A 19817-nucleotide genomic window follows, 5' to 3' on the forward strand; every position below is an offset into this window, starting at 1 on the left:
AGAATGTGCGAGACGAGATCGGCCAGGAATTGCGGGACGTGGGCGCGGCCAAACGTGTGGCCGAAAAACTCGCGCGCGATATCTACAAGATCAGGCCGGAATTGCGCGGCGATCATTTTGCGATCCAGGTGCGCGACGCCGACGATCAGGAAGTGCATCGCGCGGGGCTGACCTCGGACATACTGCAATAGGGATTATCTGAGGGGACGCGTCGCGCCTCTCAACCGCGCCTCCGCCGTAGTCTACTTCTTCCGTTCCAAGCCGATGTCGCCGCCATCGCCATGCACGCGATCGCGGTCGGCCTGCTCGGTCTTGTCGGCATCCTTGATCACGGCTTCTTCCTGCTCGCGTGCTTTATCCTTGCGCGGTTCGTCAGGCAGGTCTCGCGAACTCTTGGCCATCAGGCGTCCTCCGTTGCGTTGACGATGGAACGCGGTGCATGCGACTTGGTTCATCGCTGTAAACCGATCCCCGAAAGACCTGCTCATGTCATCTGCCAGATCCATCACCTGCACTGCGCCCGTCATGGTGTCGGCTGATACCGTGGCCTCGTCGGTGCTCTCCGTGCAGACATCCGGCGCGGGCTTTGTCGATCTGACGCGCGAGGTCGCAAAATTCCTCACCGGGATCGATGCGCGCGAGGGCGCGCTGACGGTGTTCATCCGCCATACGTCGGCATCGCTGACGATTCAGGAAAATGCCGATCCATCGGTCCTTGTCGACCTGATGACGGTGCTCGACCGGCTAGCGCCACAGTCGTTCGGCTGGACCCATGACACCGAGGGGCCCGATGACATGCCGGCCCATGTGCGCACCATGCTGACGGCGACGTCGCTGCACGTGCCGGTGATGGCGGGACGGATGGCGCTGGGGACGTGGCAGGCGATCTACGTGATCGAGCATCGCGCGCGGCCGCATGCGCGGGAGGTGGTGCTGCAGTTCGTGGGGAAGGCGGGGTAGCTGTGCCGTAGGGCGGATCAGGCGAAGCCGCCATCCGCCGCGGAGTCTCCACCATGACCTCGGTCGGCGGATTACGCTTCGCTCATCCGCCCTACGTCTGAGCCCATAAAGAAAGGCCGCGGATTGCTCCGCGGCCTTTCTTATTCGCGTGTCCCGCGCTTAGCGCGAGATGTCGACGTCCTTGGTCTCCGGCAGGAAGAAGATGCCGATGACCACGGTGATCGCCGCGAAGATGATCGGATACCAGAGGCCGGCATAGATATCGCCCGTGGAAGCCACGATGGCGAAGGAGGTTGCCGGGAGCAGACCGCCGAACCAGCCATTGCCGATGTGATAGGGCAGCGACATGGAGGTGTAGCGGATCTTGGTCGGGAACAGTTCGACCAGCATGGCCGCGATCGGGCCGTAGACCATGGTGACGAACAGCACCAGGACGAACAGCAGGCCGATCACCGCCGCCACCTGCGAACGGAAGATATCGAACGGATGCGCCATCTTGATGATCTGCGCATCATTCGCCTTCGGATAACCTGCCGCCTGAACCGCCGCGAGAACCTGCGGGTTGGAGGTCTTGGCGTCGGTGTAAGGCACGTCGGTGCCATTCACCGTCACCTTGACCGGCGAGCCGGCCGGGGCCGAGGTGGTCGAATACTTCACCGAAGACTGGGCGAGATAGGCGCGGGCCGTATCGCAAGGCTTGGTGAAGACGCGGGTGCCGACCGGGTTGAACAGATCGCCGCACTGGGCGGGATCGGCGACGACCTCGACCTTGACGGTCTCGATCGCCTTTTCCAGCGTCGGGTTGGCGTTGGTGGTGATCATGCGGAAGATCGGGAAGAAGGTCAGCGCCGCGATGAGGCAGCCTGCCAGGATGATCGGCTTGCGGCCGATCTTGTCGGACAGGGCGCCCCAGAAGATGAAGAAGCCGGTGCCGAGCAGCAGCGACCATGCGATCAGCAGGTTCGCGGTGTAGCCGTCGACCTTGAGGATCGATTGCATGAAGAACAGCGCGTAGAACTGGCCGGTGTACCAGACCACGCCCTGGCCCATCACGCCGCCGAGCAGGGCGATGAGGACGAGCTTGGCATTGCTCCAGTTGCCGAAGGCTTCGGTGAGCGGCGCCTTCGAGGTCTTGCCCTCGTCCTTCATCTTCTGGAAGACCGGCGACTCGTTCAGGCGCAGACGGATCCAGACCGAGATGCCGAGCAGTACCACCGACACCAGGAACGGAATGCGCCAGCCCCATTTGGCGAAGTCCGCCTCGCCGAGGATGGTGCGGGTGAACAGGATCACCAGCAGTGAGAGGAACAGGCCGAGCGTGGCCGTCGTCTGAATGAAGGACGTGTAGTAGCCGCGCTTGCCGGGTGGCGAATGCTCCGCCACGTAAGTCGCTGCACCACCATACTCGCCGCCGAGCGCGAGGCCCTGGGCGAGACGCAGGATGATCAGGATGATCGGGGCTGCGATGCCGATGGTGGCGGCGTTGGGCAGGATGCCGACGATGAAGGTCGACAGGCCCATGATCAGGATGGTGACGAGGAACGTATATTTACGGCCGACGATGTCGCCGACGCGACCGAACACGATGGCGCCGAACGGACGGACGATGAAGCCGGCGGCGAAAGCGAGCAGCGCGAAAATGTCGCGGGTCGCCTGGTTGAACATCGGCTGGCCGGTGGCGGGATCGATGACGCCAAAGAACTGCGCGCCGATGACGCCGGCGAGCGAGCCGAACAGGTAGAAGTCATACCATTCGAAGACGGTGCCGAGGGAGGAAGCGAAGATGACGAAACGTTCGTCCTTCGTCATTCCCGCGGACTTCGCGGATGTTGCTGCCATCGTGGACATGTGTGAATCGCTCCCCAAATACGTTGCTGCAAGTTGTTTGCTGCGGGTCAGTTCTTGACCGTCTCGCTCGCTGCGCCGAACTACGCCAGCCACTGCAGGGAGCGTCGGGGTGCACGCTAACATTGCGTCGAAATGCGACCCAATAAGACTTTAGGCATTCGACTTTCGGAGTTCCCGTCCGGTAGCGTGCAGTCGGACGGGGGGATTTTGCGCCGCAAAAGCGGTATTCACCATTTTACCGCGTGGCAGCATTGCGTGCTTGCATGGGATGTGCGACCGGGCGACATTGCAACCCCAGTGCGCTTTTGGCGTGCTTGCTCAACATGGTGGCCCGAGGCGGTAGCCTCCGAGGCGACCGCTGCAGTGACGGAACTTGATGACGGTACTTGCTCCCACGCGTCTGATCATTGCCGATGACCATCCGCTGTTCCGCGGTGCATTGCGGCAAGGGGTGAGCAGTGTGCTCCCGACCACGGCCATCGACGAGACCGGCACCTTCGACGATCTGACGAAGATGCTTGAAGAGGATTCCGACGTCGATCTGGTGCTGCTCGATCTGTCGATGCCGGGCATTTCTGGTTTCTCCGGCCTGATCTATCTGCGCGCGCAATATCCGGCCATCCCGGTGGTGATCGTGTCGGCGAGCGACGATGTTGGCACCATCCGCCAGTCGCTGGATTTCGGCGCGTCGGGTTTCATTCCGAAGCGTTTCGGCGTCGATACGCTGCGCGATGCGATCATGAAGGTGCTGGATGGGGATGTCTGGGTTCCACCGGATATCGACATGACGGCCGCTGCCGATCCGGAAATGAGCAAGCTGCGTGACCGGCTGGTGACGCTGACGCCGCAGCAGGTGCGCGTGCTGATGATGCTGTCAGAAGGTTTGCTCAACAAGCAGATCGCCTATGAGCTCGGTGTGTCCGAAGCGACCATCAAGGCGCATGTGTCGGCGATCCTGCAGAAGCTCGGCGTGGAAAGCCGCACCCAGGCGGTGATCGCCGCGGCGAAGATCGCCGGCGGGCCGTGGAAGCAGGACGCGGCGTCGTAAGGTTTTGCTCGCTTGTCGTCACCCGGCTTGACCGGGTGACCCAGTAGACGGCGACCATTCGGCTCAATCACAAATAGTGGTGATTACTGGATCGCCCGCTTTCGCGGGCGATGACAATGGTGTTTGTCGCTGGCTTACTCCGCCGCCACCATCTGCTGGCTCCGCCACTGTCCCAACAGCGCCCGCAAGCTCGCCGGCTTCACCGGCTTGTTCTGCACGGCAATCCTGTCCTGCCGGGCGGCCGAGCGGACATGCGGGCTGCGATCGGCCGTGATCAGGATCGCCGGGATGTCCTTGCCGAACCGGCCGCGGATGGCGCGGATGGCGGCGATGCCGTTGCCGCGGTCGAGGTGATAGTCGACCAGAATGCCGGTGAGGCGGCGGCCCGAGGCCTGGATCTCGGCAATCGCTTCCATGCCGGCTTCCGGATCAGGCACCGCGATGACATCCGATCCCCACGCCTGCAGCAGCGTCTTCATGCCGTCGAGAATTGCCGGATCGTTCTCGATGCAGACGATCAGCGTGCCGGACATCGGCGCCTTCGCCAGCGGTGTCGAACTTGTCACCACGGCGGTGTGATTGATCGCCTGCGCGACGGGCACCGTGACCGAGAAGAACGAGCCGCCACCGCGATTGGAATCCAGCGCGATGCCGTGATTGAGCACATGGGCGAGACGCTTGACGATGGAAAGGCCGAGCCCGAGGCCGCGCGCGATGCGGGCGCCCTGTTCGAGCCGGTGGAATTCCTTGAAGATCTCGCCGCGCTTGAGGATGGGGATGCCGACGCCGGTGTCGTAGATGCCGATCCGCAGCGCCGTGCCGCGGCGATGGCAGCCCACCAGCACACGGCCCTTCGGCGTATATTTGATGGCATTGGAGATCAGGTTCTGCAGCAGGCGGCGCAGCAAGAGGCGATCGGATTCCACCGGCAGCGAGCACGGCACAAATTTGAGTTCGATGCCCTTGGCCTGTGCGATCGGCGCATATTCGATTTCCAGCGAGCGCATGAGATCGCCGATGCGGAAGGATGAGATTGCCGGCGTCATGGCGCCGGCATCGAGACGCGAGATGTCGAGCAGCGCGCCGAGGATTTCCTCGATCGCTTCCAGGGATTCGTCGATGTTCTCGACCAGGCGCGCATCCTCGCCGCCGCCCTTGCGCTCGACCAGACTGGTGACATAGAGGCGTGCCGCATTCAGCGGCTGCAGGATGTCGTGGCCGGCGGCGGCCAGGAAGCGCGTCTTGGAAATGTTGGCGTCTTCGGCGGTGCTCTTGGCGCGAGCCAGTTCGCTGTTGAGGCGCGTCAGTTCCTCGGTGCGCTCGCGCACGCGTTTTTCCAGCGTGGCATTGGCGCGCTCCAGCGCTTCGGCGGCTTCGAAGCTCGGCGTCACGTCGGTGAAAGTGAGCACCAACCCGCCATCGGGCATCCTGTTGGCGCGGACCTCGATGACGAGGTGACGATCCTTCAGCCGTTCGAGATAGGGCGTGCCGATGGTGGTGTAGGCTTTCAACCGCGTCTTCAGGCGCGCCTCGTAGTCGCCGGACGGCGGCACGCTGTGAATGTCAATGAATTCGAGGATTTCCCGCAGCGGGATGCCGATCTGCACGATCTGCGGCGGCAGGCCGAGCAATTCGCCGAAATGCTGGTTGGAGACGATCAGCTGCAGGTCGGGATTGAAGACAACGATGCCCTGGCGCACGTGATTGAGCGCGGTCTGCAGGACTTCGCGGTTGAAATGCAGCGCCGCGTGGGAGTCGTCCAGCAGTTTGAGCGCCGCCTTGGCCGACACCGTGCGCTTGCGCAGCAGCAGCGACATCACCACGCGCGACGATGCGGCGCCGATGGAAGATGCGATCAGATATTCGGCGTGCTTGAGCGTCTCGAAGTCCGCGGGCGCGGCGGGATCGAGATCGACGCGGCGACGCATGGCGAAGGCATCAAAGCTCTCGCGGGCGCGGGCCTCGCCGATATATTGCGTCACCGTGTTGAGGATGTCCTGCACGGTCACCGTGGTGCGCCAGCGCCGGAATGATGGCGTGATCGGCGTCAGCGTGTTGGGCACGAATGTATCGGCCTGCAGGCGCTCGATGGAGGACGGCGCGCGCATCAGCGACAGCACGATGTAAGTGAGGATGTTGAGCGACAGGCTCCACAGCGTGCCATGCAGCAGCGGCGGCAGGTCGGAGCCGAACAGGTCCTGCGGGCGCAGCGCATCGATGCCGAACGGGCCATGCTGCAGGAACAGCACGCCGGCTGTCGTCGTGTCGAGGAAGCTCGGGATGAACAGCGTATAGGCCCAGACGATGAAGCCGACCACCATGCCGCCCATGGCGCCGCGGGCGGTGGCGCGGCGCCAGATCAGGCCGCCGAAGAAGGCCGGCGCAAATTGCGCGATGGCCGCGAAGGACAACAGGCCGATGGCGGCGAGCTGCGTATTGCCGAGGGCGCGGAAATAGAAATAGGCCATCACCATGATGGCGAAGATCGCGAAACGGCGGGCCCGCAACAGGAAATTGCCGTAGTCGGTCTCATCATTCGGCGAGGTGATGCGGCTGCGCAGCGCAAGCGGCAGCAGGATGTCGTTGGACACCATGATGGCCAGCGCCACGCATTCGACGATCACCATGGCGGTCGCTGCCGAGAGGCCGCCGATGAAGACCGCAAGGCTGAGCCAGTGCGATCCCGCAGAGATCGGCAGTGCCAGCACGAACATGTCGCTGTCGACCGCGCCGAACGGGAAGGTGACGAGGCCGGCCAGTGCGATCGGGATCACGAACAGGTTGATGGCGATCAGATAGGCCGGAAACATCCAGCGCGCGCGTTTGACCCCGGCATCGCCGGCATTCTCCACCACGCTGACATGGAACTGGCGCGGCAGCAGCATGATGGCGCAGAAGGATAGCAGCACCATGGTGAGGAAATTGCCGATGGACGGCGAATAGTCGATGGCGCGCAGCGCTTCCGGCGTCTTCATCGCGCGCTCATAGAGTTCTTGCGGCGAGAACATCACGAAGGTGACGAAGGCGCCGGCGGCGATGAACACGACGAGCTTGATGATGGATTCGGTGGCGACCGCCAGCATCAGGCCGTGCTGGTGCTCGGTGGCATTGGCCTGGCGGGTGCCGAACAGCACGGCGAACACCGCCATGGCGAGCGTGACCACCAGCGCCATGTCGCCGACGATGGGCACGCCGGCGATGGCCTTGTCGTCGCCCAGGATGGTTTCCAGCGAGGAGGCGACGGCTTTCAGCTGCAGGGCGATATAGGGGACCGAGCCGATCAGGGCGATGACGGCGACGGTGGCGGCAACGGCCTGGCTCTTGCCGTAACGTGCGGCGATGAAGTCGGCGATGGAGGTGATGTTCTGTGATTTGGCGAGATGGATCACCCGCCGAAGCAGCGGCGCGCCGAACACGAAGAGCAGGATCGGGCCGATATAGATGGCGAGGAAGTCGATGCTGGTACGGCTGGCGACGCCGACCGAGCCGAAGAAGGTCCATGAAGTGCAGTAGATCGCCAGGGACAGCGGATAGATCAGCTTGCCGCCGAGGCCGCGCTGGAACAGGCCGAGCCGGTCGCCATAGGAGGCGACGCAGAACAGGAACCCGATATAGAGAAGGGCGGCGACGATCACGCCCCAGTCGTGCAGCATGGCTGGCTCCGGACGGCGGGCGAAGGCCCGCGTGAGGGCGCGAAACTAGCGCGTTGCGTGCAGCGGAGCGACAGGGATTTGGCGGAAGGGTTTATGGTGCGCTTGCTTCACCTCCCCTCCGGGGAGAGGTGTCCGTGCGTCATTGCGATTACTGGTCCCATTTCTCGCAGAACGCCTCGATATCGGCGTTCTGGAAGTCGCCCAGCCTTTCGATGATGGTCTCGAACGGCCAGTCCCACCATGCGATGCGGGCGAGGCGGGTGGCGATCTCCGCCGGGAAGCGCGGGCGGATGAGCTTTGCCGGGACGCCGCCAACAATGTTGTAGGGGGCGACGTCGCGGCTCACCACGGCGCCGGCCGCGAGCACGGCTCCATCACCAACGGTCACGCCCGGAAGCACGATGACGCCATGGCCGATCCAGACATCGTTGCCGATGGTGACGACGTCATCGCGCCGGTTGGCAAAGAAGCCGGCATCGCGCGTGGCGTCGGCGCTGTAATATTCCGGGCAATAGGTGAAGCGGTGCAGGGACGGCCGGTCCATCGGATGATTGGGCGCGCCGATGCGCACCGAGGCGGCGATGGCGCAGAATTTTCCGATCCGTGCGTCCGCCACCGTGCAATTGGGGCCGAGATAGCTGTAGTCGCCGAGCGAGGTATATTCGACATGGGTGTTGTCGAGGATCTCGCAGCACGAGCCGGTCGTGACCTCGCGTGAGGTGACGGTGGGATGGATGAAGGTTTTCGCGAGCTTGGGGGCCTTGGGCGTGTTGGTCATGGGTCTCGATCCGAAAAGCATCGCGTAGGGCGGTTGGATGACAGTCCGATGACGGCTGAGACGGCGCACAGTCGTAGGGCGGATGAGCGAAGCGCAATCCGCCGGTCGAGGTGACAGCTGAAACGCCGCGGCGGATTACGCCTTCGGCTCATCCGCCCTACGGCAGCGCATAAAAGCTGATCATGATCACTATCAGCCACGCTGCGATGCCGGCCGCAATCGCGAGACGGTAATCGATCGATCCGATGGTCAGGTAGCAGACGCCGAGAAAGGCCAGATAGGCCGGGATGGTCTTGGCGCCGGCAAGGCAGGCCTCGCGAAAACCGGAGGCCTCGCCCTTGGCGCCGACGATGGCGAGCGCGATGATGGCAAAGGTCGGGAACAGCGGCAGGATGCCCGGCAGCGTGTTGCCGCGCTTGGACAGGAAAGCGATCAGCGCCGTGAGCAGGCCGCCGAGAATGCCTTTCCAGATGATGTCCAAGGGGGAGTGCTCCAGTCGGCGAGCGTTGAAACTAAAACTCGTCATGGCCGGGCTTGACCCGGCCATCCAGCTTTGCACGAAGCTCCGAAAGATGGGTGCCCGGGTCAAGCCCGGGCATGACGGTGTTTCAACCGACAGTGTGGAGACTCACTCCGCCGCCAGTGCCTTGGCGCGCAGCGGCATGCCGAGCTGGTCCCACACCTGCAGCAGTGCTTCCGCGAGATGATCGATTAGCACATCGTCATGATAGGGCGACGGCGTGATGCGGAGGCGCTCCTCGCCCTTGGCCACGGTGGGATAGTTGATCGGCTGGATATAGATGCCGTGATCTTCCAGCAGCAGGTCGCTGGCCTTCTTGCACAGCTCGGCATCGCCGACGAAGACCGGCACGATATGGGTGTCGGTGGACATCACCGGGATGCCGGCCGACGTGAGCACAGCCTTCAGGCGCGCCGCGCGGTCCTGATGGCGTTCGCGCTCCCAGTTCGAGGTCTTCAGATGCTTGATCGCAGCAGTCGCGGCGGAGCAGATCGCCGGCGGCAATGCGGTGGTGAAGATGAAGCCCGGCGCATAGGAACGCACGGCATCGACGATATCCTTGCTGGCGGCGATGTAGCCGCCGAGGCAGCCATAGGCTTTGGCCAGTGTGCCTTCGAGCACGTCGATGCGATGCATGACGCCATCGCGCTCGGCAATGCCGCCGCCGCGCGGGCCATACATGCCGACGGCGTGGACTTCGTCCACATAGGTCATGGCATCGTAGCGCTCGGCGAGATCGCAGATCGCGGCCAACGGCGCGACGTCGCCATCCATCGAATACAGGCTCTCGCAGGCGATCAGTTTCGGCCGGGCAGGGTCGGCCGCCTGCAGCAGTTCTTCGAGATGGGCGAGGTCGTTGTGACGGAACACGACGCGCTCGCAACCGGACTGGCGGATGCCTTCGATCATAGAATTATGATTGAGGGCGTCCGAGATGATCAGGCAGTTCGGCATCAGCTTTGCGAGCGTGGAGATGCCGGTCTGGTTCGAGACATAGCCCGAGGTGAAGAGCAAAGACGCTTCCTTGCCGTGGAGGTCGGCGAGTTCTTCCTCGAGCTGCACGAGCGGGTGATGGGTGCCGGCGATATTGCGGGTGCCGCCGGCACCGGTGCCGACGCGGGTCGCGGTCTCGACCATGGCGCCGACCACTTTCGGGTGCTGGCCCATGCCGAGATAATCGTTGGAACACCAGATGACGACGTTGCGCGGGCCTTTCGGCGTGTGCCAGACCGCATGCGGGAACCGGCCGGCGATGCGTTCGAGGTCGGCGAAGACACGGTAGCGGCGCTCATCATGAAGGCGGGAGAGCGCGTCGCTGAAGAACTTGCTGTAATCCATCGGAAAGACACCCAAAACGGAACCCGAAACCCAGCTCGGTTTGCGTTTTAGAGCCTTTCCAGTCTGGCTGTCGAGGCGCAATTGGGCAAATTGCCCAACGGTTACGCTCCTCTGTCATGGCCGGGCCTGACCCGGCCACCCAACTTGCTTCTTCGCCTGCCGCGAAGATGGGTGCCCGGGTCAAGCCCGGGCATGACGGAGTTTCAGTCGACTAGATCGCGCTAAAACGCAGCTTGCCGTCGCTGCACAGTTCCTGGCTCAGCCGGCCTTCGGCCAGCATGTAGTTGACATGGGCGATCAGTTCGCCGGCGGCGAAGCCGGTCTGGTGAGCGTCCAGCTTGTGCTTGTGAAACACGACCGGCACGAGTTGCGCTGACGTCTTGGCCTCGGTGCGGCAGGCATCCGCGATCATGCCGCAGCGTTCCTCGTGATGGTCGGCGAGCTGCCTGATCCGGATCTGGAGACCGTAGAACGGCACGCCATGTCCGGGCAGCACCAGCGTATCCTCGGGCAATGCGGCCGCGATCGCATTGAGCGATGTCAAATAGGCGCCGAGGGAGTTCTCGTCGGGCTCATGGGCCCAGACGCTGACATTGGGCGAGATCTTGCTCAGCACCTGATCGGCGGACAGATAGATCTTGTCGGCGGGCGAGTAGAGCGTGACCTGATCGGGCGAATGGCCGGCGCCGGTGATGATCTGGAAATTGCGCACGCCGATGGTGATGGTGTCGCCATGGCGCAGGCGGCGATAGGCGGCCGGCAGCGGCACCGTGCGCTTCAGATAGTCCTGGCCGCGGCCGAGCAGCTGCTCGGTGATGTCTTCGTCCATGCCGTGGCGCAGGAAGAACTGACGCATGTTGACCAGGCGCTCTTCGGTGCGGCGGTTCTGGTGATAGACGCCCTGCAGATATTCGACCTGCGACATGTAGAAGGGGCAACCGAAGCGCTGCACGATCCAGCCGGCCTGGCCGACATGATCGGGATGCGCATGGGTGATGATCACCTTGCTGATGGCGATGCCCTTCAGCGGGCCGTCGAACAGTTTTGTCCAGGCGGCGATGGTGGCGTCATTGCCGAAGCCGGTATCGACCATGGCCCAGCCGTCGCCATCGGCAAGCAGGTAGATGTTCACATGGTTGAGGCGGAACGGGAGATCGAGCCGCAGCCATTTGATGCCCGGGGCGATATCCACCACCTGATCGGGGCCGGGGTGGCTCTCGATGGGATATTTGAGGGGATCTGCTGGCTTGCCTTCTGAAGGCTTGGCGCTGGCGTCTGTCATCGTGTTCTTGTCCTTTGCATCCGGCTTAGCGGGCGAAGGACCCCTGCGCCAGCCCAAAAAGGGCCAGCGCAGGGCATGCAGTTATGCGCTGGCGCGCATGGCCGGGGCGGCTTCCGTGGCGGGGAGGCCGGAGGTCATGCCGAGGCGGCCGAGCAGATCGCTGTCGCGGTCGGTCTGCGGGTTCTTCGTGGTCAGCAGCACGTCGCCGATGAAGATGGAATTGGCGCCGGCCAGGAAGCACAACGCCTGCAGCTCGTCGGTCATGTATTGCCGGCCGGCGGAAAGTCGCACGACGCTCTTCGGCATCATGATACGCGCGACCGCAATCATGCGAGCCAGCGAAATCGGATCGGGTCGCTCCGCGGTGTCGTTCACCGGCACGCCCTTCACCTCGTTCCACATATTGATCGGCACCGAGTCCGGATGATGCGGCATGTTGGCGAGCAGCAACAGCATGCCGAGGCGATCCTCGACCTGTTCGCCCATGCCGATGATGCCGCCGCAGCAGGTCTTCAGCCCGGCCTCATGGGCGCGCGACAGCGTGTCGATGCGGTCCTGCATCGTGCGGGTGGTGATGATCTTGCCGTAGAATTCCGGCGAAGTGTCCACATTGTGGTTGTAGAAATCGAGGCCGGCAGCATGCAGGCGTTTCGCCTGATCATCGGTGAGCATGCCGAGCGTGGCACACGTCTCCATGCCGAGCTCCTTCACCGCGCTCACCATGTCGCAGACGCGATCGAGATCCTTGTCCTTCGGGTTGCGCCATGCAGCCGCCATGCAGAAGCGGCTCGCGCCAGCGTCCTTGGCGCGTTGCGCGGTGGCGACGACGGCATCCTGGTCCATCAGCTTGGTGGCCTTGAGGCCCGTATCGTAATGCGCGCTTTGCGAACAGTAGCCGCAGTCTTCCGCGCAGCCGCCGGTCTTGATCGAGAGCAGGCTCGCGGTCTCGATGTGGTTGGGATCGAAATTGCTGCGATGGACGCCCTGCGCCTGGAAGATCAGGTCGGAGAACGGCAACGCATAGAGCGCGTCGGCCTCCGCGCGCTGCCAGTCGTGACGCGGCTGATGGATCGATGTGACGGATGATGTCGGCATAAAGCAGTCCTCGCAACTTGCGCAGCTCAAATCGCGGGCTGCGTGACGAGCAGTCCACGATTTCGGCGGTGAGTGCAATGACGCGCAGTGCGCGCAGCCATGCGCTGCGCATCACACAAATGTTATGCGGCAATCATGCGTCAGGCTGCGCGGATGCTGGTGAGGAATTCGTCGATTTCGCCACGCAGGATATCCGCTTCGCGCCGAAGCTCGCCAGAGGCGCCGAGCACGTCGGTGGCTGCCACGCCGGCCTGCGACGACGCATCGCTGACGCCGACGATGTTGCTCGACACTTCGCTGGTGCCGCCCGCCGCATGCTGGATGTTGCGCGCGATCTCGCGCGTGGCGGCGCCCTGCTGCTCGACGGCTGTGGCGATGGCCGTGCTCACTTCGTTGATCTCGGTGATGGTCTGGCCGATATTTCTAATCGCGCCGACTGCAGTAGACGTGACCTGCTGCATGGCGACGATCTGCGTACGGATTTCATCCGTCGCCTTCGCGGTCTGATCGGCGAGGCTCTTCACTTCGGATGCCACCACGGCGAAGCCGCGGCCGGCATCGCCGGCACGTGCCGCTTCGATCGTCGCATTGAGTGCGAGGAGATTGGTCTGCGAGGCGATGGTCTGGATCAGATCGATGACCACGCTGATGCGGTTGGCGCTTTCGGCAAGGCCCTGCATGGTCGCATCGGTTTCGCCGGCTTCGCTCACCGCCTTGGCGGCGATCTGCGACGACGTCACGACCTGACGGCTGATCTCGGCGATCGACGATGTCAGTTCTTCGGTGCCGGCCGAAACCGTCTGCACATTCACTGACGTCTCTTCCGCCGCAGCCGCGACGGCGCTCACCAGCGCGCTGGAGCGGTCGGCGGTGGACGACATGTCCTGCGCCGTGGTCTGCATGGAATCGGCTGCGGTCTGCAGCTTCTCCAGCGCGCTCCGCACCTTGCCTTCGAAATCGTGGATGCGGGTTTCGACCCGCGCTGCGCGCTCGTTCTTGGCGATGCGGTCGCGATCCTGTTCGGCTGTCATGTTGCGCGCATTGATCATGTTCTCGCGGAACACTTCCAGCGAGTCAGCCATGACGGTGATTTCGTCCTGCTGCTTGCTGCGCGCCATCTGTGTTTCAAGGTCACCACTGGACAGCAGCTGCATCGCTTTCTGCAGCTGCGCGATGCGGCGCAGGATGCTGCGGCCGACATAGAGCCAGACGAACAGCGCCGAGCCGATCAGTGTCAATGCGCCCAAGGCAAGCATGATCTGGGTGGACAATGTGATGGTGGTCTGCGCGTTCGCCGTTGCCGCGTCGGTTTCCGCGCGTACCTTGTCGACGAGTTGCTTCACGCTCATGCCGAGGCCGACATTGAGCTTGCGGGTCTCGTCCAGAATCAACTCGCCATATTCCAGCGTGTCGATTTCCTTCTGGCGGACCTTGAACACGCCATTCTTGCCGTCGCCCAGCGCGAGCAGCTGCTCGGCGGCCTTGCGCAGCTCGGGAATGCTGCTGATGGCGCCGTCGAGGGCGGTAAGATTCGTCTTCACGCGCGTCTGCGCGGTCTTGAAACTATGCTCGATGGGCGACAGCGCATCGCCGGTGCCGGCAGACAGCGCGGCCATCAGGTCCGAGGAGATCAGATTGGTGTCGGCGACGACATTGCCGATCTGGACGATGATGCGCGAGGCTTCGCCGGAATCTTCAGCGGAGAACACCACGGCGCGCAGGGTGGCATCCATGCCGGTCTGGGCATCGGCAATCGCCGGGGCCGCCTTCTTCACGAAGTTGTCGGCGGCGGCGCGCACGTCGTTATAGAGCTTCTCATGCTGGACCGCGGCGTCGATTTTTTCCTGCGTCGCCGCGCCAAGGCTGCGGATCGTGTCCTCGATATTCTTCACGCTGTCGCCGAGCGAGGCCAGGATGGCCTTGTCGGCGCCGAGCCTGGTGATGGTTTCGAGCTTGTCCGTCGCCACCTTGTGGGTGTCGCGCATACGTTGCGAGCGTTCCTTCAGGATGTCGGCGGTGGATGACGCCAGCAGCATCGGGCCCTGGCTGGCCAGATTTTCGCTGGCGGTGGCCAGTTCAAGGCTGGCGGTCAGTTTCGGAATGTCGCGGCCGTTGAGATCGGTCATCATCTGGCCGAGCTGGCCCAGAATGGCGCCCGCACCCGCGCTGATCAGGATCGCCATGCCGGCAATCACCGCGAAGGCGGCGAACAGGCTGCCACGAATACCGAACCGTGGACGTGCGATACGGATGCGCCCGAATTTCCCGAATGCCGACTTCACTTTGACCACTCCCCCACGCCCGCGATGATGCCGAGCGGGTCGCGGACAGAGTATGTCGGTACCGGGTTAACATTCGGGTAAATGCGCAATCCGAGGCTGTTGCGGGGCTTGCGCGGTTACTGAAGCGTAAAGGCGGGGGCGTGAACAACGCGCCTCCGGACAAACAAAAAGGCCGGCGTTTCCGCCGGCCTTTCCGCAAGTCAGAGCCTGAAGATCAGGCGCGAAACTTAGTACTTCGCGACAACCGGGCCACCCCAGTTGAAACGGTAGTTCAGGCCAGCCTTGACGACGTGCTGGTCGTTCTTCGACGAACCGAACTGGGTCAGGTAAGCCGGAGCAGTGATCGTGGTGTTGCCGAAGTCGTAGTACTGGTACTCGATCTTGCCCGACCAGTTCTGGGTGAACAGGTATTCGAGGCCAGCGCCGACGGTGTAGCCGTTGTCCTTGGTGGTGGTGGCGAACGGAACAGCGACGGGCGTGAACAGGGTCTCGGTGGCGTCCTGATAAGCCCAACCGCCCTTCACGTAGAGCAGCGCCGGACCCCAGGTGTAGCCGAGACGGCCGGTCACCGAAGCCAGACCCTTCTGGTTCAGATTATAGCCGGTACCAGCAGGAACGCCCGGGCCGACGAACGCGATGTTGGTGTTGTTGTTACCAACCCAGCTGTACTGACCTTCAACACCGATCACCCAGTTCGGAGCGAACTGGTAGTCAGCGCCGGCCTGCACGCCGCCGAGGAAGCGACCATCGGAGTTGTCCGAGGTGCCAGCAAAGCCGCTGTTGCCGTTGAAGGCGCCACCGACGTGACCGCCGATGTAGAAGCCGGTCCAGTTGTAGATCGGAGCTGCGACGTAAGCCGGAGCCTTGGTGTAGGGGCGAGCGGCGAGGTCAGCGGCCGAAGCCGAGGCGCCCATCGCGAGAAGGGCAGCGGTGCCCAGCAGGAACTTCTTCATTTTTTCTTCTCCAGAAAACCGTTTTAGACCGGGGCACGCTTGGGCTCCGTCCTATGCCGTCGAGATAGACAGGTTTTGCGCAAATTGCTGTCACCCATTCGCCACAGCTGCCTACAACCCGCCCAGATGAGACGGACCGCAAAAACATCCTTAGCGACAAATTAATTAAAACTGAAAGAGGCGTTAATTTTCAGTGGTTTACGGGCCTTCGAGGCGTTCATGCCGCAACCCGTAAGGATTTGGTTTCCCTCTAGATAGATTTCTTGTGATCGACGCAGATCGTGCAGGGGCTTGCCAATCTGTGTGGCAGGTTGCGGCTTTGGTTTTCTGGTACCGTCGCGTTGACGCTGAGTCGGTTTTTGGCGACGCGAAACAAACCGCGACAGTTTTCATTACCTCCTGCGTGGCGCCATCCGCGCCTCTGCAGATGGAAGCGCATGGAATGCAGGTCGAGCGGATTCTGAGGGAGTACGGTCAGTTTCTCCGGCCGATGAGCGAGGCGCCCCGCGACGGGCAACGAATCCTTGGCCGCGCCGCGCAAGGCGGGCGCCTGGTGTCCTGTTACTGGGAGCTGAAGCCTGTGGGGCTGATCGGCCCCAACTGGGTCGAGGAACGGGACAGTCCGGGCGGCTATGTGGACCGGTTTTTCGACGGCTGGATCAGTCCGGCGGATTTCCGCCTGCTGGATGCCAATGCGATCAACCGCCTGCTGGTCGCCTATATCGACGATGCCAGGGCAAAAGACGACCGCGACGCCTTGAGCGTGCTGGAGATGACCGGCGATCGCCGCAGACTCGAAGCCGGATAGCCGCTCAGACCGCTGCTGCCGGCTCCAGGGATGGATGGGGCAATCCGCCCGTGCGGGATTTTGCCATTTGCAGGAAGGCGGTCAGCGCGCTGGACACAAAGGCGTCATGGCGGCGTACGAACAGCGTATCGACATGGCCTTCGTCATGCGGAAGTTCGTGGACGGCGATGCGCCCTTCCTGCCAGGCCGGGCCGACGATCCCCTTGGGGAGCAATGTGATGCCGATGCCTGCGGAGACGCAGCTGATGATGGCTTCGAGCGAGCCAAATTCGAGTGGTCTGGCTGTAACCGCCCCCATGTCGGCAAGAAGGCTGTCGAGCCGCTGGCGATAGGAGCAGCCCGCTTGAAAGACGATGGTCTTGAGGTCGGCAATGTCTTTCAGGGCGCCGAGGCCACGGATCTGGCGCGATGTGACGAGCACGAGCTCCTCCGTGAACACCGTCTCCTGATGCAGGTCGGGATGGTTGACCGGCCCGGCGACAAAAGCGCCTTCGACCCGGCAGTTGATGACGTCATCGAGCAATCTGCGGGTGGTGCCGGTGGTGACGGCCAGTCGCACCTCCGGATAGGTCTTGACGAATTGCGTCAGGAGCGGGGACAGGCGCAGAGCCGTCGTCGTTTCCAGGCTGCCGAGATGCAGGCTTCCATGTGGTGCGCCATCGTCCCTGGCTGCCGTCCGCACATCCGCGAGCAGTTTTGTCAGCCGGGCGACGAGGGGCAGGATCCGCTGGCCTGACGGAGTCGTCGAAACGCCCCGCGCATGTCGTTGAAACAGGCTGACACCGAGCTCGCCTTCCAGCGCCCGAATCCGTGCGGTGACATTGGACTGGACCGTGTTCAGCTCGGACGCAGCCCGGTTCATGCTGCCGTGCCGGGACACGGCCTCAAAAATCACGAGATCGGACACGTCCATCGCATCTTCCTTTTCGAGATAGGTTGGAGCCTGGATGAGCTTCAGTAGTGATCGGAGAGATCCTGCCAGGGTGTTGGTCGGCGCGCCCCAATCTAACTGATTATCCCTTGTATCGCTGAAATATCGTCGATTTCCAGTATCTCGAAATCAGATACCCCTTATCTATTCTAATCGCTTTTTACGATACATATCGATCCATATAATCTCCAGAACTTATAAGGCAGGAGGTCGCATCATGTCCGGTGCTCGAAGCGAGGTGCGCAAGTCATCAGCCCTTGGTCGCCCTGATATGGCGTGGCGCCCGGTGCTGTCGGCATTCTGCGTCAGCCTGATCGGTATCGGTCTGGCCCGCTTCGCCTATACGCCTCTGCTGCCGGCCATCGTCAGCGCCCATTGGTTCGATGCATCGACGGCCGCCTATCTCGGCGCCGCGAATCTGGCGGGGTATCTGGCCGGCGCCCTGCTGGGGCGCCGCCTTGCTGTCCGCTGGTCGGTGGTCACCATCCTGCGCGCGATGATGCTGCTCGCGACGGCGGCCTTCTTCGCCTGTGCCGAGCCGGTGTCATTCGCGTGGTATTTCGGCTGGCGGTTTGCCGCCGGGCTGGCCGGTGGGGCGCTGATGGTTCTGGCAGCGCCGAGCGTGCTGGCCCATGTGCCGGTGGCGCGGCGCGGTCTTGCGGGTGGCGTCATTTTCATGGGCGTCGGTGCCGGTGTTGCGGCATCGGGCACGCTTGTCCCCCTGCTGCTGCAGGGCGGCGTCACCCAGACCTGGATCGGTCTCGGCCTGCTGTCTGCATTGCTGACGGCGCTGGCCTGGGCCGGCTGGCCGCATGAGCAGCCCGACGCGCCGGCGCCCACCCATTCCGAGCCGGCGGCGACAAGTCGCTCGCGCGCGATCACGCTGCGCGCGCTCTATGGCGAATATGCCCTGAACGCCGCCGGCTGGGTGCCGCATATGATCTTCCTCGTCGACTATGTCGCGCGCGGCCTGCATCAGGGCGTCGCGGTCGGCGCCGAGTTCTGGGTGCTGTTCGGAATCGGCGCGACGCTGGGGCCGGTGCTGGCGGGCCATCTTGCCGATCGGGCCGGCTTCGGCGCCGCATTGCGCCTGTCCTTCTTCATCGAGGCCGTTGCCGTCGCGCTGCCAGTGTTCGATCTCGGGCGCGCCGGCCTGATCGTCTCGAGTGTCGTGGTCGGTGCATTCGTCACCGGCACCGTGCCGCTGGTGCTTGGCCGGATCGGCGAATTGCTGCCGCATCAGCCCGCACGGCAGAAGGCGGCCTGGAGCACGGCCACCGTGGCCTTCGCGATCTTCCAGGCCATGGCCGCCTATGGGCTGTCATTCGTGTTCGAACACAGCGGCGGCGACTACCGGATGCTTTTCATCATCGGCGCCTGTTCAATCACGGCGGCGCTGGCCCTCGACCTCGTGACGGCGGTGGTCGCATCGCGGTCCGCACGGTGACCTTGTCCTGACGCATTCAAAAGGAGTTTTCCATGACGGCATCCTCGACCAGCAGGGCCCTGCTGGATCTCCTGAAGATCGATCATCCGGTGATCCAGGCGCCGATGGCCGGCACGTCGAATCCGGTGATGGCTGCCGCCGTCGCCAATGCAGGCGGGTTGGGATCGATCGGTGTCGGCGCCATGACGGCAAGCGCGGCCGACGAGGCGATCCGGGCATTCAAGGACCGCTCGAACCGCTCGCTCAATGTCAATGTGTTCTGCCATCAGCCGGCGAAGCCGGATGGCGCCGTCGAGCGCGCGTGGTTGTCGTCCCTCGCTGCTGAATTTCGCAAATTCGGGGCGGAGCCGCCGGCGCAGCTGACGGAGATCTACAAGAGCTATCGCGAAGACGACGCCATGCATCGCGTGCTGCTGGCGGCGAAGCCGCGCGTCGTCAGCTTTCATTTCGGTGCGCCGACCGCAGCTCAGGCGCGCGAGCTGCGCGAGGCCGGCATCACGCTGATCGCATCCGCGACGAATCTCGCCGAGGGCCGGGCGCTGGTCGCGAGCGGCATGCATGCCGTCATCGCGCAGGGCTATGAAGCCGGTGGTCACCGCGGCCGGTTCGCGACCGATGGCCATGACGACAGGCTCGGGACCTTCACCCTGACGCGGATGCTGGCGCGCGATCTCTCCGTGCCGGTGATTGCCGCGGGCGGGATCATGGATGGCCATGGCGTGGCTGCCGCTTTGAAGCTTGGTGCGACCGCGGCCCAGCTCGGCACGGCTTTCGTGGCGGCCAGCGAGTCCAGCGCCGACGATGCCTATCGCCAGGCGCTGGCGAGCAGTGCTGCTCACCACACGACAATGACGCGCGGGATTTCCGGCCGCCA

17 protein-coding genes are annotated in these 19817 nt (G+C 63.5%); 6 read left to right on the forward strand and 11 right to left on the reverse strand.

Annotated elements, in window-relative coordinates; all coding sequences use genetic code 11:
• The coding region (locus tag ACIQ17_RS17775; protein WP_398470389.1) for a DUF6894 family protein at nucleotides 1–191 on the forward strand (191 nt) is incomplete at its 5' end.
• A 51-nt stretch (nucleotides 192–242) separates the two neighbouring features.
• Here ACIQ17_RS17775 and ACIQ17_RS17780 read toward each other — a convergent pair.
• Nucleotides 243–401 carry a hypothetical protein gene (locus ACIQ17_RS17780; RefSeq protein ID WP_398470390.1) on the reverse strand — a complete coding sequence of 53 codons (159 nt, stop codon included), beginning with the start codon at nucleotides 399–401 and terminating at the stop codon, nucleotides 243–245.
• Between the two features lie 85 nt (nucleotides 402–486).
• Between ACIQ17_RS17780 and ACIQ17_RS17785 the strand changes: the two genes are divergently transcribed.
• The gene (locus tag ACIQ17_RS17785) at nucleotides 487–960 is read left to right on the forward strand and encodes a secondary thiamine-phosphate synthase enzyme YjbQ (RefSeq protein ID WP_398470391.1); all 474 of its coding nucleotides are present in this window, start codon (nucleotides 487–489) and stop codon (nucleotides 958–960) included.
• A gap of 159 nt (nucleotides 961–1119) precedes the next feature.
• Here the strand turns inward: ACIQ17_RS17785 and ACIQ17_RS17790 are convergent, their stop codons facing one another.
• Nucleotides 1120–2808: an MFS transporter gene (locus ACIQ17_RS17790; RefSeq protein WP_398470392.1), complete on the reverse strand. Its 1689-nt coding sequence runs from the start codon at nucleotides 2806–2808 to the stop codon at nucleotides 1120–1122.
• A gap of 376 nt (nucleotides 2809–3184) precedes the next feature.
• Between ACIQ17_RS17790 and ACIQ17_RS17795 the strand changes: the two genes are divergently transcribed.
• Nucleotides 3185–3856, forward strand: coding sequence for a response regulator transcription factor (locus ACIQ17_RS17795; protein WP_398470393.1), 672 nt, complete (start codon nucleotides 3185–3187; stop codon nucleotides 3854–3856).
• 134 nt (nucleotides 3857–3990) lie between these two features.
• Here ACIQ17_RS17795 and ACIQ17_RS17800 read toward each other — a convergent pair whose 3' ends face one another.
• The 8 genes from ACIQ17_RS17800 to ACIQ17_RS17835 all read right to left on the reverse strand — a co-directional run bounded on the left by ACIQ17_RS17800 (nucleotide 3991) and on the right by ACIQ17_RS17835 (nucleotide 15757).
• On the reverse strand, nucleotides 3991–7509 hold the full coding sequence (locus ACIQ17_RS17800; RefSeq protein ID WP_398470394.1) for a PAS-domain containing protein: 3519 nt from the start codon (nucleotides 7507–7509) through the stop codon (nucleotides 3991–3993).
• Between the two features lie 148 nt (nucleotides 7510–7657).
• Nucleotides 7658–8287 (reverse strand): DapH/DapD/GlmU-related protein, encoded by a 630-nt coding sequence (locus ACIQ17_RS17805; protein WP_398470395.1) that lies wholly within the window; start codon nucleotides 8285–8287, stop codon nucleotides 7658–7660.
• A 157-nt stretch (nucleotides 8288–8444) separates the two neighbouring features.
• The gene (locus tag ACIQ17_RS17810; RefSeq protein ID WP_398470396.1) at nucleotides 8445–8768 is read right to left on the reverse strand and encodes a GlpM family protein; all 324 of its coding nucleotides are present in this window, start codon (nucleotides 8766–8768) and stop codon (nucleotides 8445–8447) included.
• 147 nt (nucleotides 8769–8915) lie between these two features.
• Nucleotides 8916–10145: a 5-aminolevulinate synthase gene (gene hemA / locus ACIQ17_RS17815; RefSeq protein WP_398470397.1), complete on the reverse strand. Its 1230-nt coding sequence runs from the start codon at nucleotides 10143–10145 to the stop codon at nucleotides 8916–8918.
• Between the two features lie 211 nt (nucleotides 10146–10356).
• A complete protein-coding gene (locus tag ACIQ17_RS17820) occupies nucleotides 10357–11427 on the reverse strand; it encodes an MBL fold metallo-hydrolase (protein ID WP_398470398.1) in 1071 nt (356 codons plus the stop codon).
• Nucleotides 11428–11508: 81 nt separating this feature from the next.
• Entirely contained in the window at nucleotides 11509–12522 is a 1014-nt protein-coding gene (bioB, locus tag ACIQ17_RS17825; protein ID WP_398470399.1) for a biotin synthase BioB, read from the reverse strand.
• A 140-nt stretch (nucleotides 12523–12662) separates the two neighbouring features.
• Complete coding sequence (locus ACIQ17_RS17830) at nucleotides 12663–14804, reverse strand: methyl-accepting chemotaxis protein (RefSeq protein ID WP_398470400.1); 2142 nt, start codon at nucleotides 14802–14804, stop codon at nucleotides 12663–12665.
• A gap of 227 nt (nucleotides 14805–15031) precedes the next feature.
• Nucleotides 15032–15757 carry an outer membrane protein gene (locus ACIQ17_RS17835; RefSeq protein WP_398470401.1) on the reverse strand — a complete coding sequence of 242 codons (726 nt, stop codon included), beginning with the start codon at nucleotides 15755–15757 and terminating at the stop codon, nucleotides 15032–15034.
• 265 nt (nucleotides 15758–16022) lie between these two features.
• Here ACIQ17_RS17835 and ACIQ17_RS17840 point away from each other — a divergent pair, with 265 nt between their 5' ends.
• Nucleotides 16023–16565 carry a hypothetical protein gene (locus ACIQ17_RS17840; protein WP_398470402.1) on the forward strand — a complete coding sequence of 181 codons (543 nt, stop codon included), beginning with the start codon at nucleotides 16023–16025 and terminating at the stop codon, nucleotides 16563–16565.
• 4 nt (nucleotides 16566–16569) lie between these two features.
• On the opposite strand, the gene ACIQ17_RS17845 is transcribed toward ACIQ17_RS17840, so the two are convergent.
• Nucleotides 16570–17478, reverse strand: a complete 909-nt coding sequence (locus tag ACIQ17_RS17845; protein ID WP_398470403.1) for a LysR substrate-binding domain-containing protein — start codon at nucleotides 17476–17478, stop codon at nucleotides 16570–16572.
• Nucleotides 17479–17713: 235 nt separating this feature from the next.
• Here ACIQ17_RS17845 and ACIQ17_RS17850 point away from each other — a divergent pair, with 235 nt between their 5' ends.
• A complete protein-coding gene (locus ACIQ17_RS17850) occupies nucleotides 17714–18943 on the forward strand; it encodes a YbfB/YjiJ family MFS transporter (protein WP_398470404.1) in 1230 nt (409 codons plus the stop codon).
• A gap of 32 nt (nucleotides 18944–18975) precedes the next feature.
• A partial coding sequence (locus ACIQ17_RS17855; RefSeq protein WP_398470405.1) for an NAD(P)H-dependent flavin oxidoreductase occupies nucleotides 18976–19817 on the forward strand: 842 nt, incomplete at its 3' end.

Source organism: Tardiphaga sp. (genome assembly GCF_044340795.1).
In the GTDB taxonomy this organism is placed as follows: Bacteria; Pseudomonadota; Alphaproteobacteria; order Rhizobiales; family Xanthobacteraceae; genus Tardiphaga.

Coding starts and splice junctions, on each gene's coding strand:
- ACIQ17_RS17780 (WP_398470390.1), bottom strand. CDS start 401: ATGGCCAAGAGTTCGCGAGACCTGCCTGACGAACCGCGCAAGGATAAA.
- ACIQ17_RS17785 (WP_398470391.1), top strand. CDS start 487: ATGTCATCTGCCAGATCCATCACCTGCACTGCGCCCGTCATGGTGTCG.
- ACIQ17_RS17790 (WP_398470392.1), bottom strand. CDS start 2,808: ATGTCCACGATGGCAGCAACATCCGCGAAGTCCGCGGGAATGACGAAG.
- ACIQ17_RS17795 (WP_398470393.1), top strand. CDS start 3,185: ATGACGGTACTTGCTCCCACGCGTCTGATCATTGCCGATGACCATCCG.
- ACIQ17_RS17800 (WP_398470394.1), bottom strand. CDS start 7,509: ATGCTGCACGACTGGGGCGTGATCGTCGCCGCCCTTCTCTATATCGGG.
- ACIQ17_RS17805 (WP_398470395.1), bottom strand. CDS start 8,287: ATGACCAACACGCCCAAGGCCCCCAAGCTCGCGAAAACCTTCATCCAT.
- hemA (WP_398470397.1), bottom strand. CDS start 10,145: ATGGATTACAGCAAGTTCTTCAGCGACGCGCTCTCCCGCCTTCATGAT.
- ACIQ17_RS17820 (WP_398470398.1), bottom strand. CDS start 11,427: ATGACAGACGCCAGCGCCAAGCCTTCAGAAGGCAAGCCAGCAGATCCC.
- bioB (WP_398470399.1), bottom strand. CDS start 12,522: ATGCCGACATCATCCGTCACATCGATCCATCAGCCGCGTCACGACTGG.
- ACIQ17_RS17835 (WP_398470401.1), bottom strand. CDS start 15,757: ATGAAGAAGTTCCTGCTGGGCACCGCTGCCCTTCTCGCGATGGGCGCC.
- ACIQ17_RS17845 (WP_398470403.1), bottom strand. CDS start 17,478: ATGGACGTGTCCGATCTCGTGATTTTTGAGGCCGTGTCCCGGCACGGC.
- ACIQ17_RS17850 (WP_398470404.1), top strand. CDS start 17,714: ATGTCCGGTGCTCGAAGCGAGGTGCGCAAGTCATCAGCCCTTGGTCGC.